The 12,398-nt window shown below is 72.6% G+C and carries 11 protein-coding genes and 1 pseudogene; 7 read left to right on the forward strand and 5 right to left on the reverse strand.

The features are described from left to right. Window positions 1–673: pseudogene (locus GTW67_RS26580) on the reverse strand (hypothetical protein); the annotation flags it as partial. A 10-nt stretch (window positions 674–683) separates the two neighbouring features. On the opposite strand from GTW67_RS26580, the gene GTW67_RS26585 reads away from it, so the two are divergent. Further along, complete coding sequence (locus GTW67_RS26585) at window positions 684–1,313, forward strand: hypothetical protein (protein ID WP_161167316.1); 630 nt, start codon at window positions 684–686, stop codon at window positions 1,311–1,313. Between the two features lie 240 nt (window positions 1,314–1,553). Here the strand turns inward: GTW67_RS26585 and GTW67_RS26590 are convergent, their stop codons facing one another. Further along, entirely contained in the window at window positions 1,554–2,465 is a 912-nt protein-coding gene (locus GTW67_RS26590) for a helix-turn-helix transcriptional regulator (RefSeq protein WP_161167317.1), read from the reverse strand. 101 nt (window positions 2,466–2,566) lie between these two features. Between GTW67_RS26590 and GTW67_RS26595 the strand changes: the two genes are divergently transcribed. Continuing rightward, entirely contained in the window at window positions 2,567–3,997 is a 1,431-nt protein-coding gene (locus tag GTW67_RS26595) for an MFS transporter (protein ID WP_161167318.1), read from the forward strand. 80 nt (window positions 3,998–4,077) lie between these two features. Continuing rightward, entirely contained in the window at window positions 4,078–5,232 is a 1,155-nt protein-coding gene (locus GTW67_RS26600; RefSeq protein WP_161167319.1) for a serine hydrolase domain-containing protein, read from the forward strand. 3 nt (window positions 5,233–5,235) lie between these two features. On the opposite strand, the gene GTW67_RS26605 is transcribed toward GTW67_RS26600, so the two are convergent. Then, window positions 5,236–5,823, reverse strand: a complete 588-nt coding sequence (locus GTW67_RS26605; RefSeq protein WP_161167320.1) for a TetR/AcrR family transcriptional regulator — start codon at window positions 5,821–5,823, stop codon at window positions 5,236–5,238. 26 nt (window positions 5,824–5,849) lie between these two features. Then, window positions 5,850–6,860, reverse strand: a complete 1,011-nt coding sequence (locus tag GTW67_RS26610) for an aldo/keto reductase (protein WP_161167321.1) — start codon at window positions 6,858–6,860, stop codon at window positions 5,850–5,852. A gap of 177 nt (window positions 6,861–7,037) precedes the next feature. On the opposite strand from GTW67_RS26610, the gene GTW67_RS26615 reads away from it, so the two are divergent. Continuing rightward, a complete protein-coding gene (locus GTW67_RS26615) occupies window positions 7,038–8,102 on the forward strand; it encodes a chitinase (protein ID WP_161167322.1) in 1,065 nt (354 codons plus the stop codon). A 126-nt stretch (window positions 8,103–8,228) separates the two neighbouring features. On the opposite strand, the gene GTW67_RS26620 is transcribed toward GTW67_RS26615, so the two are convergent. Next, a complete protein-coding gene (locus GTW67_RS26620; RefSeq protein ID WP_161167323.1) occupies window positions 8,229–9,611 on the reverse strand; it encodes a glycine--tRNA ligase in 1,383 nt (460 codons plus the stop codon). 150 nt (window positions 9,612–9,761) lie between these two features. On the opposite strand from GTW67_RS26620, the gene GTW67_RS26625 reads away from it, so the two are divergent. The 3 genes from GTW67_RS26625 to GTW67_RS26635 all read left to right on the forward strand — a co-directional run. Then, window positions 9,762–10,727, forward strand: a complete 966-nt coding sequence (locus tag GTW67_RS26625) for a zinc ABC transporter substrate-binding protein (protein WP_161167324.1) — start codon at window positions 9,762–9,764, stop codon at window positions 10,725–10,727. A gap of 27 nt (window positions 10,728–10,754) precedes the next feature. Further along, entirely contained in the window at window positions 10,755–11,525 is a 771-nt protein-coding gene (locus GTW67_RS26630) for an ATP-binding cassette domain-containing protein (protein WP_161167325.1), read from the forward strand. After that, a partial coding sequence (locus tag GTW67_RS26635; RefSeq protein ID WP_161167326.1) for a metal ABC transporter permease occupies window positions 11,525–12,398 on the forward strand: 874 nt, incomplete at its 3' end. The genes GTW67_RS26630 and GTW67_RS26635, both read left to right, overlap by 1 nt.

A 12,398-nucleotide genomic window follows, 5' to 3' on the forward strand; every position in this document is an offset into this window, starting at 1 on the left:
TGCTCTTCGCTGCGCCTGCCGCCGGGGTGTTCTCCGCCGCGTCGGTCTTGGCAGCGGCGGCCTTCCGGGCGGCGGCACCGGCGCCTGCGGCGGGCTTGGCGGGGGTGCTCTTCGCTGCGCCTGCCGCCGGGGTGTTCTCCGCCGCGTCGGTCTTGCCGGCGGCGGCCTTCCGGGCGGCGGCACCGGTCGCGGTGGCCTTCGCCGCAGTGGTCTTGGCAGCCGCGGCCTTCCGGGCGGCGGCGCCCGTCGTGGTGCCCTTCGCCGCAGTGGTCTTGGCGGCGGACTTCCGGACACGGGCGCCTGCGGCGGGCGTCGCCGGGGTGCCCTTCGCTGCGCCTGCCGCCGGGGTGTTGGCCGCCGCATCGGTCTTGCCGGCCGCGGCCTTACGCGCGGCGGCGCCGGTCGCGGCGGACTTCCGCCCGGAGGGCCCCGTCGCGGTGGCCTTCCGCGCGGCGGCCTTGGTCGCGGTGCTCTTCTGGGCGACGGCCTTCTGTGCGGCCGATCGGGTGGCGGCGCTCTTCTGCGCGGCGGTCCCGGACGGCGTGGCCTCGGCCGTGACGGCCTTGGCGGCGGTGGACTTCGCGGTCGCGGACTTCCGTGCGGCTGCCGCGGTGCTCTTCCGCGCCCCGGCACCGGCGGCGGTGCCCTTGCGCGCAGCGGAGCCCTCCTGCACGGCGGTCCCGGTGGCGGTACTCCTCTGCGCGGCCACCTCGGTCGCCGCACTCTTCGCCCCACCGGCCTTCCCCGCCGCCCCCTTACCCGCGGCACCCTTCGGCCCGGCGGCCTTCGCGGCAGCCGACCTGCCCCCGGCGGCCCTCGTCCCGGCCGCCGCTGTCCCGGCCGACCTACTCGTCGCCGCCTTCGTCCCTGCCGCCCCGCTCCCGGCCGGTGCGGCCCCGGCGGACCTGCCCGCCGCGGCCTTCGTCCCGGCCGCCCCACTCCCCGCCGTCCGCGACGCGCCCGACGCGCCCCGCGTCGACTTCGCCGTCGTCGCCCTGCTCGCGGTCCTCTTCGCCGCGGCGCTCTTCCTGACGGCGCCGGACTCCGTGGCGGTGCTCCTCGTCGTCGTCTTCGTCGCCGCGTTCCGCTTGGCCGCGACACTGCCCGCCGACGCACCCCCGCCGGAGGCGCCCGCGCTCCCGCCGGAGGCGCCCGCATCCGTGCCGCGCGTCACCCGAGCCGTCTCCGACCCCGGCTGCGCCTCCGGCTCCTCCGACCGCCGTGGCCGCGTCAGCCACGCCACCGCCGCTCCCGTGACCGCCACCGGCCACTCCACCAGGCCGGCGACGCCCAGCGCGCCCGCGCCGGTGTAGACGAGCAGTCGCCGCCCGCGTGGCGACACCGCCCCGATCGCGTCCAACGCCCCTTCGGCCGCCCGGCCGACCGTCCCGGCGCCCGGCACCTTCCGCAGCACCGACGCGGCCGCGTGCAACGGCCGCGGGAGCGTCTGCGCCGACTTCTGCTCAGCCATGACTGTCCTCGCCCTGTGCGAACTGACGAAACCCTGGGAACATCACCTTCCGCATTTCCCCGGGTTCCCGCACTTCGGGCGCTCACCCCGGCGATGTCGCTCCGCGCCCCAGGGCGATCGCGTGCAGCTTCTCCAGACGCTCCCGGGACACCGGGTCGGCCGGCGCGTACGTCACCATGCGGGGCCCCGCCTCCGGTCCCAGCCACAGGTCGGTGTGGTCGACGCTGACCCGCCCCACGTACCGGTTGCGGAACTCCTTGCGCTTGCCGCGGTGGGCGACCACCTCGTACCGCTCCCACGCCTCCAGGAACTCCGCGGACTCCGCCCGCAGCCGCTTCAGCAGCATCTTCCAGGCGGGCTCGGTGAGATGACCGGCCATCGTGGCCCGGAACCGCGCGGCCATCAGCCGCTGGGTCTCCTCCAGGTGGACGATGGACGACCGCCAGTCCTCGTGGGTGAAGGACAGGATCATGCAGTTGCGGTCCTCGGCCGGCACCGCGTCCAGGTCGCACAGCAGCAGCCCGTACGTCCGGTTGTGGGCGAGGATGTCGTACCGGCTGTTCTGCACGCACGCCGGATACGGCTCGAACTGCTCCAGCAGGGCGCGCAGCGCCGGCGTCACCGACGGGCAGTCCGTCGCGGGCGTCGGGTCGACGGCCCCGGCCAGCTGGAAGAGATGGGCGCGCTCGGTCCGGTCGAGCAGCAGCGCGCGGGCGAGGGCGTCGATGACCTGCACGGAGACCTGGATGTCCCGAGCCTGCTCCAACCACGTGTACCAGGTCACGCCGACCGCCGAGAGCTGGGCGACCTCCTCGCGGCGCAGCCCGGGCGTGCGGCGCCGGCGTCCACGGGGCAGCCCGACCTGTTCGGGGGCGATGCGTTCGCGGCGGCTGCGCAGGAACGCGGCGAGCTCGTGCCGCCGGACCCGCGAGGCCGTTTCGGGGGACCTCGGCGTGCCCGCCGCCGCCATGCTTTCCTGGGCCGTCGTCGTCATGCCTCCAGGGTGCCGCGCCCCGGATCCTGTTGCCAGGTACTTCTTCTACCAGGACAAGGAGACTCTGGTACCGGTCAACGGCCCGCCGCAGTCTCGATGACGTGACCGAAACCCTCACTTCACGTCCCGTCCGTCCGGCACCCTCGTCGCCGCCCGCGCTCAGCGGCGCCGGACTGTTCACGGTGCTGCTGGCCGCGGCACTCCCCCTCGTCGACTTCTTCATCGTCAACGTCGCCCTGCCCACCATCGGCACCGACCTCTCCGCGGGCGAGTCCGTCCTCGAACTCGTCGTCGCCGGCTACGGGGTGGCGTACGCCGTCCTGCTGGTCCTCGGCGGCCGGCTCGGCGACCTGTTCGGCCGGCGGCGGCTGTTCCTCGGCGGCATGGCCGCCTTCGGCCTGACCTCGCTGGCGTGCGGCCTGGCGCCGGACGCCTGGACGCTGGTCGCGGCCCGCGTGGCGCAGGGCGCGTCCGCCGCGGCGATGCTGCCGCAGGTGCTGGCCACCATCCAGGCGACCACCTCGGGCCCCCGGCGCGCGAAGGCCATGAGCCTCTACGGGGCCACGGCCGGCCTGGCGATGGTGGCCGGGCAGATCCTGGGCGGCGTGCTGGTGGCCGCCGACATCGCGGGCACCGGCTGGCGTTCCGTCTTCCTGGTGAACGTCCCGGTGGTGCTGGCGGGCCTGCTACTGGCCGTCCGCGCGGTCCCGGAGACCCGCTCGGCCAGCCCGGAGCCGGTGGACGGCCCCGGCACGGTGCTGCTGGCCGCGTCCCTCCTCACCCTGCTGGTCCCGCTCACCGAGGGCCGGGCGGCGGGCTGGCCGCTGTGGACGTGGCTGTCGCTTGCGGCGTTCCCGTTCGTGGCGGCGGCGTTCTACGCGGTGGAGCGCCGGGCGGACCGCGTGGGCCGTACGCCGCTGGTGCCGCCGAGCCTGTTCGCGCTGGTCTCGCTGCGGCGCGGGCTGCTGCTGATCGTGCCGTTCTCGGTCGGCTTCAGCGGGTTCATGTTCGTCATCGCGGTGGCCCTCCAGCAGGGTGCGGGCCTCGGCCCGGTGGCGGCGGGGACGGCTCTGGCGCCGCTGGCGGTGGTGTTCTTCTTCGCCTCCCTCGCCGGTCCCCGGCTGGTGGCCCGGTACGGCACCCGGGTGGTGCCGGCGGGTGCCGTGCTCCAGGGCGTGGGCCTGGCCCTGATGGCGCTGGCCGCGTGGCGTTCCTGGCCGGACCTCGGCCTGGTCGAGCTGCTGCCGGGCGCGGCGCTGGCCGGGGCGGGGCAGGCGCTCCAACTCCCGGTGGTCTTCCGGGTCGTCCTGTCGGAGGTGCCGCCCGCCCGCGCGGGGGTCGGCAGCGGCGTCATGATGACCACGCAGCAGTCGTCCCTGGCGCTCGGGGTGGCCGCCCTGGGCACGCTGTTCCTGTCCCTGGCACCGGGCCTGGGCATGCGCGACGCCCTGGTGACGACACTGCTGGTGCAGCTGGGTGCGGTGGTGCTGACGGGCTTGCTGAGCCTGCGCCTACCGCGCACGATCGGCTGAGGCGCCGGGCGGCCGATGAGTTCCGGGGCCGGGCGGAGTCGGAACACCACCCGAGACACCACCGCACCGGAGGCCCGCCCATGAGTGACCCGAACGCCCTGCGCACCATCCTTCGGCGAGCCGTGGACGAGGGGACGGTGCCGGGCGCCGTGGCCCTGGTGGCCCGCGGTGACGACGTGGACGTGGTGGCCGTCGGCCACGTGGACACCGAGGGCACCGCCCCCATGGCGAGGGACAGCCTCTTCCGCATGGCCTCGCTGACCAAGCCGGTCGTCGCGGCGACGGTGATGACCCTGGTGGACGACGGACTGCTGGGCCTGGACGACCCGGTGGAGACCTGGCTGCCCGAGCTGGCGAAGCCGAGGGTGCTGCGCACGCCGTCGGCCGCCCTGGACGACGTGGTCCCGGCGGAGCGCCCGATCACGGTGGAGGACCTGCTCTCTTCCCGGGCGGGCTGGGGCTTCCCGTCGGACTTCTCGCTGCCGGGCGTACGGGCGCTGTCCGCGGCGCACCAGGGCGGTCTGGAGCCGCGGCGGGCGCCGGCGCCGGACGAGTGGCTGGCGGGCCTGGCCCGCGTGCCGCTGCTGCACCAGCCGGGGGCGGCGTGGCTGTACAACACCTGCTCCGACCTCCAGGGCGTCCTGATCGCCCGGGTCACCGGACGGCCGTTGCCTCAGGCCCTGGCGGAGCGCCTGCTGGAGCCGGCAGGCATGACGGACACGGCGTTCGAGGTGCCGCCCGCCGGGCGGGGCCGGTTCACGAGCCAGTACACGCCCACCGGGTCGGGCACGCTCGCCCTGGCGGACGCCCCCGACGGGCAGTGGAGTTCCGTGCCCCCGTTCCCGTCCGGGGCGGGCGGGCTGGTCTCGACGGTGGACGACTGGCTGGCGTTCGCGCGCATGCTGCTCGCGGACGGCACGGCGCACGGCCGGCGGGTCCTCTCCCCCGCCTCGGTGCGCCGCATGACCACCGACCACCTGACGCCCGCGCAGCGCGAGGCGGCCCGGCTCTTCCTGCGCGGCCAGGGCTGGGGCTACGGCGGCCAGGTCGACCTGGACCGGGCCGAGCCGTGGAACGTGCCGGGCCGCTACGGCTGGGTCGGCGGCAGCGGCACCACGGCCCACCTGGTCCCCGCCACCGGGACGACGGCGGTCCTGCTCACCCAGGTGGCCATGACGGACCCGGAGCCGACCCCGCTGATGCGCGCCTTCTGGCGCTGCGCGGCCGGCGTCTGACGCTCAGCCGCGCAGGCCGCCTATGAGGAGGTCCAGGACGGCTTCCAGCTCGTCCTCGATCTCCGGCCGGTCCCACTCCCCGGCATGGGCGGGCTTGTGGAAGCGGCAGGTGGCGTGGAAGACGGCGCGGGCGGCGGCCGGGGCGTCGCGAGCGGTGAAGGTCCCCGCGTCCAGCCCCGAGCGGACGATGTGGGTCAGCTGGTCGATCAGGTCGGTGACGTGGCGGCTGACCACGGCACCGTTCTCCTTGGCCAGCACCCGGTAGGTGGCGAACAGCTCCGGGTCGTCGCCGGCCTTGCGGCGCTTGGCCCGGGACAGCGTCCGCACCCAGTCGCGCAGCCGTCCCTCCGCGTCCCGGTCCTCGGCGGCGATCCCGGCCAGCGCCTCGGAGGTGCGGTCCAGCCACCGCTTGGTCACCGCCTCGCGCAGCGCGGCCTTCGTCCGGAAGTGCCGGTAGACGCTGCCGTGGCTGACGCCGAGCGCGCGGGCCACGTCGACCACGGTGGCCTTGGCCGGGCCGTGGCGGCGCAGCACCTCCTCGGTGGCTTCGAGGATGCGCTCGGCGGTCAGGGTCTCGGAGGTCGGTGCCATGGCCTAGACCGTACCCTCGGGCACGGTCAGCGTTCGCTGTCGAGGTGGGCGAGAGCGGCCGGTGTGTAGCGCTCACCGGCGGCGGCGTCCGCGGGCACGGCCTCCTCGATCGCGGCGAGGTCGGCGGCGTCCAGCGTGACGTCCAGCGCCCCCAGCGACTCCGCGAGCCGTTCCCGGGTGCGGGCGCCGATCAGCGGCACGATGTCCTCGCCCCGGGAGAGCACCCAGGCGATGGCGAGCTGGGCGACGGTGACGCCCTTCTGCTCGGCGGTCTTGCGCAGGGCGTCGACGAGGCCCAGGTTGTGCCGCAGGTTGTCGCCCTGGAAGCGGGGCGAGTGGGCGCGGAAGTCCGTCGCGGCGAGCTGCCGGTCGCGGGTGAAGTGGCCGGAGATCAGCCCGCGTGAGAGCACCCCGTACGCCGTGACGGCGATGCCCAGTTCACGGGTGGTGGGCAGGATCTCGTCCTCGATGCCGCGGGAGACGAGGGAGTACTCGATCTGGAGGTCGGCGATCGGCGCGGTGGCGGCGGCGCGGCGGATGGTCTGCGCGCCGACCTCGCTGAGGCCGATGTGGCGGACGTGGCCCTTCTCGACGAGTTCGGCGATGGCGCCGACCGTCTCCTCGATCGGCACGTCCGGATCGAGGCGGGCGATGCGGTAGACGTCGATGTGGTCGACGCCGAGCCGCTGGAGGGAGTAGACGGCGAAGTTCTTCACGGCGGCGGGGCGGCCGTCGTAGCCCGACCAGCCGCCGTCGGGATCGCGCAGGGCGCCGAACTTGACACTGAGCAGGGCCTGTTCGCGCCGGGCGGTGGGCGCGGCGCGCAGGGCCTCGCCGATCAGCATCTCGTTGTGGCCCATGGCGTAGAAGTCGCCGGTGTCGAGCAGGGTGACGCCCGCTTCGAGGGCGGCGTGGATCGTGGCGATCGACTCGGCCCGGTCCGCCTCGCCGTAGAGCGCGGACATGCCCATGCAGCCGAGGCCGAGGGCGGAGACCTGGGGGCCGGTGGTTCCGAGGGGGCGCGTGTTCATCGTCATGACACCCACCCTCACATGACAGCTGACAGATTTCAATATCTGTCATTCATTGAATTGTCACCCATCGCACCGCCACACCCGACTCTTGCACCGCCGCACCCGACCCTTGACGAATGGTCTGGACCAAGAGATTGTCATGCCTGCGCCACCTCACCCCCACGTCAGGAGGCAAGCCGCATGACCCCCCGCAGACTCCGCCTGTTCGCCGCCGCGCTCGCGGCCACCGCCCTCGCCCCGCTCGCCGCGGTCACCGCGTCGGCCGCCCCCGCGCCGGCCCCCGCCGCCGACACCTGCGCGGTGAAGCCGAAGCCCGCCGGCAAGGTCCTCCAGGGCTACTGGGAGAACTGGGACGGCGCCGCCAACGGCGTCCACCCACCCTTCGGCTGGACCCCGATCACCGACTCCCGCATCGCCGCCCACGGTTACAACGTGCTCAACGCGGCCTTCCCGGTCATCCGCTCCGACGGGACGGCCCTGTGGGAGGACGGCATGGACACGGGCGTGAAGGTGGCGACGCCCGCGGAGATGTGCGCGGCCAAGGCGTCGGGGCAGACGATCCTGCTCTCCATCGGCGGCGCGACGGCCGGCATCGACCTCAACTCGACCGCCGTGGCGGACCGTTTCGTCGACACGATCGTGCCGATCCTGAAGCGGTACAACTTCGACGGCATCGACATCGACATCGAGACCGGCCTGACCGGCAGCGGCAGCATCGGCCAACTGTCCGCGTCCCAGGCCAACCTGATCCGCATCATCGACGGCGTCCTCGCCCGCATGCCGTCCGGCTTCGGCCTCACGATGGCCCCGGAGACGGCGTACGTCACCGGCGGCAGCGTCACCTACGGCTCGATCTGGGGCGCGTATCTCCCCGTCATCAAGAAGTACGCGGACAACGGCCGCCTGTGGTGGCTGAACATGCAGTACTACAACGGCAGCATGTACGGCTGCTCCGGCGACTCGTACGCGGCCGGCACGGTGCAGGGCTTCACCGCCCAGACCGACTGCCTGGACAAGGGCCTGGTCGTCCAGGGCACCACGATCCGCGTCCCGTACGACAAGCAGGTCCCGGGCCTGCCCGCCCAACCGGGCGCGGGCGGCGGCCACATGACCCCGTCCCAGGTCTCCCAGGCCTGGACCCACTACAACGGCGCCCTGAAGGGCCTGATGACCTGGTCCCTCAACTGGGACGGCGCGAAGAACTGGACCTTCGCCGACAACGTGAAGTCGCTGCAAGGCCGCTGACCCTCAAAACAAGCCCCCTGAGACGCCAAACGCCCACCCCTCACCCGACCGAGTCGGGTGGTGGGTGGGCGTAGGCCCGGGGGTCCAGGGGGCGGAGCCCCCTGGTACCTCAACGCAAACGAACGATCAGCACCCAACCAGCCGCGAGGCGAGGTACCCCTCGATCTGGTCCAGCGACACGCGTTCCTGCTTCATCGTGTCCCGCTCCCGCACGGTCACCGCGTTGTCGTCCAGCGTGTCGAAGTCGACGGTCACACAGAACGGCGTCCCGATCTCGTCCTGACGCCGGTAACGCCGCCCGATCGCGCCCGCGTCGTCGAACTCGATGTTCCAGTTCTGCCGGAGCGCCTGCGCGAGCCCCTTCGCCTTCGGCGACAGCTCCGGGTTGCGGGACAGCGGCAGCACCGCGACCTTCACCGGCGCGAGGCGCGGGTCGAGCCGCAGCACGGTCCGCTTCTCCAGCTTGCCCTTGGCGTTCGGCGCCTCGTCCTCGATGTACGCGTCCAGCAGGAACGCGAGCATCGCGCGCCCGACACCGGCCGCCGGCTCGATGACGTACGGCGTCCAGCGCTTGCCGGCCTCCTGGTCGAAGTAGGAGAGGTCCTGGCCGGAGGCCTTGGAGTGCGCGCCGAGGTCGTAGTCGGTGCGGTTGGCGACACCCTCCAGCTCGCCCCACTCGCTGCCGCCGAAGGAGAACCGGTACTCGATGTCGGCGGTGCGCTTGGAGTAGTGGGAGAGCTTCTCCTTCGGGTGCTCGTACCACCGCATGTTCTCTTCACGCAGGCCCAGGCCGGTGTACCAGTTCCAGCGCTGCTCCATCCAGTACTCCTGCCACTTCTCGTCCTCGCCCGGCTTGACGAAGAACTCCATCTCCATCTGCTCGAACTCGCGGGTCCGGAAGATGAAGTTGCCGGGCGTGATCTCGTTGCGGAAGGACTTGCCCATCTGGGCGATGCCGAACGGCGGCTTGCGGCGCGAAGTGGTCTGCACCTGGCCGAAGTTGGTGAAGATGCCCTGGGCGGTCTCGGGCCGCAGGTAGGCGACGGAGCCGCTGTCCTGGGTCGGGCCGAGGTGGGTGGAGAGCAGGCCGGAGAACTGCTTGGGCTCGGTGAAGGTGCCCTTGTTGCCGCAGTTGGGGCAGTTGAGGTCGGCGAGGCCGTTCTCGGGGGCGTGGCCCTTCTTCTCCTCGTACGCCTCCTCCAGGTGGTCCGCGCGGAACCGCTTGTGACAGGAGGTGCACTCGGTCAGCGGGTCCGTGAAGGTGGCGACGTGACCGGAGGCGACCCAGACCTCGGGGGCCAGGATCACGGACGAGTCGAGACCGACGACGTCCTCGCGCGAGGTGACCATGTAGCGCCACCACTGGCGCTTGAGGTTCTCCTTGAGCTCGACACCCAGCGGACCGTAGTCCCAGGCGGCGCGCTGACCGCCGTAGATCTCACTGCACGGGAATACGAAGCCACGGCGCTTGCTCAGGCTGACGATGGTGTCGATCTTGTCGGCGGCCACGGTGCTCTCTTCATTACGACGACGGGCGACGAAGCGAGATGCTTCCAGAGAATTGCCTCAGGTTACCGGCGCGGGACGCCCCCCGGCCAAATCGGGGGCCGTTCGATGCCTTGTTGACAACGGTTTCCAGAATCGTTGAAAATGAGTGTCATGAACGTACGACGACGCCGCATATCCGGCATAGCAGTCACCGCGGCCACCGCGCTCGGCCTCGGCACCCTCTCCGCCTGCTCGGGCGACAGCGCGGCGGCGGGCAACACGGACAAGTTCGACGTCGTCGCGTCCTTCTATCCGATGCAGTACCTCGCCGAGCAGATCGGCGGTGACCATGTGAACGTCACCACCCTCACCGAGCCCGGCCAGGAGCCGCACGACCTGGAGCTGAGCACCAAGCAGACCGCCGAGCTGGGCGAGGCGGACGCGGTGCTCTACCTGAAGTCCCTCCAGCCCGCCGTGGACAAGGCCGTCGCGCAGTCCGGCGTGAAGACGAAGATCGACGCCACGACGCTGACGAAGCTGGAGGACCACGGCAGCGTCGAGCACGACCACGGGGGCGAGGAGCACGCCGAGGAGGAGCACTCCGAGGAGGAGTCCGGCCTCGACCCGCACATCTGGCTGGACCCGGTGAAGTACGCCGAGGTCGCCGGCGGTGTCGCGAAGGCCTTCGAGAAGGCCGACCCGGACCACGCCGCCGACTACCGGAAGAACGCCGAGGCGCTGGGCAAGAAGCTGACCGGCCTGGACACCGCGTACAAGGACGGCCTGAAGAGCACCGACACCAAGGTCTTCTTCACCAACCACGCCGCCTTCGGCTACCTCGCCGAGCGCTACGGACTCACCCAGGAGGCCATCAACGGCCTCGACCCGGAGAGCGAGCCCAGCCCCGCCCGGATCAAGCAGCTCCAGCAGGAGGCCAAGGCCGACGGGGTCACCACCGTCTTCTACGAGACACTGGTGTCCGACAAGACCGCGAAGACCCTCGCCAAGGACGCGGGCCTGAAGACGGACGTCCTCGATCCGCTGGAGGGCATCACCGAGAAGTCCAAGGGCGAGGACTACGTCGCGGTCATGGAGTCCAACCTCAAGGCACTCGAGGCCGCCCTCGGCGCCAAGTGAGCATTCCCGATCGTTACGGAGGACATCGTGAGTGACGAGTCCGTCATATCCCTGCGCGGCGTCCGCGCCGAGCTGGGCTCACGCCCCGTCCTGCGCGGCATCGACCTCACCGTGCGCCGCGGCGAGGTCGTGGCCCTGCTCGGCGCCAACGGCTCGGGCAAGTCCACGGCCGTGCGCACGATCATCGGCCAGGTCACGGCCGGCGCCGGGGAGATCGAGCTGTTCGGCACCCCGCGGCGCCGGTTCCGCGACTGGGCGCGCGTGGGCTACGTCCCGCAGCGCACCACGGCCGCGGGCGGCGTGCCCGCCACGGTGACCGAGGTCGTCTCCTCCGGCCGGCTCTCCCGCGCCCGCTTCGGCGTCCTGCGCAAGGCCGACCACGAGGCCGTGCGCCGCGCCCTCGACCTGGTCGGCATGGCCGACCGGGCCAAGGACTCGGTGAACGCCCTGTCCGGCGGCCAGCACCAGCGCGTGCTGATCGCCCGCGCGCTCGCCTCCGAACCCGAGCTGGTGATCATGGACGAGCCGATGGCGGGCGTCGACCTGGCCAGCCAGGAGGTGCTGGCCGCCACGCTGCGCGAGCAGGTCGCGGCCGGCACCACGGTCCTCCTCGTCCTGCACGAGCTGGGCCCCCTGGAGCCCCTGATCGACCGGGCCGTCGTCCTGCGCGACGGCTGCGTCGTGCACGACGGCCCGCCGCCCCGCGCGGTCGGCCAGCACGCGCTGCCCGGCCACGACCACGTGCACCCGCACGCACCCGCGGGCGCCGAACCGATCCGCACGGGACTGCTGAGCTGATGGAAATCCTGAACTACGCCTTCATGCAGCGGGCGCTGCTCGCGGCCGTCCTGGTCGGCATCACCGCCCCCGCCATCGGCATCTACCTGGTCCAGCGCCGCCAGGCCCTGATGGGCGACGGCATCGGCCACGTCGCGATGACCGGCGTCGGCCTCGGCTTCCTGCTCTCCTGGTCCCCGGTGTGGATGGCGACCCTGGTCTCCGTGCTCGGCGCGGTCCTGATGGAGCTGATCCGCTGGTACGGCAAGACCCGCGGCGACATCGCCCTCGCCATGCTCTTCTACGGCGGCATGGCCGGCGGCGTGATGTTCATCAACCTCGCGCCGGGCGGGTCCAACGCCAACCTCACCTCGTACCTCTTCGGCTCGCTGTCGACGGTGAGCGAGTCCGACGTCACCGCGATCTGCGTGCTGGCCGCCTTCGTGGTCCTGGTCACCCTGGGCCTGCGCCGCCAGCTGTTCGCGGTCAGCCAGGACGAGGAGTTCGCCCGGGTCACCGGCCTGCCGGTGCGCGCGCTGAACCTGCTGACCGCCGTCACCGCCGCGGTCACGGTGACCGTCGCGATGCGCGTCGTCGGCCTGCTGCTGGTGTCCGCGCTGATGGTGGTCCCGGTGGCCGCCGCCCAGCAGCTCAGCCGCAGCTTCGCCGCGACCTTCGCGATCGCCGTCGCCATCGGCGTGACCGTGACCATCGGCGGCACCGTCACGTCGTACTACCAGGACGTGCCGCCCGGCGCGACGATCGTGCTGCTCACCATCGCCGCGTTCGTCGCGCTGACCGCGCTGGCCACCCCGCTGGCCCGGCGACGCGCGCGGGCCGCCGCCCTCGCCCAGGCGGACGGAGATCCCGCCGAGTGCCGGATTCCGGCCACCC

Source organism: Streptomyces sp. SID5910 (genome assembly GCF_009862125.1).
GTDB lineage: Bacteria > Actinomycetota > Actinomycetes > Streptomycetales > Streptomycetaceae > Streptomyces.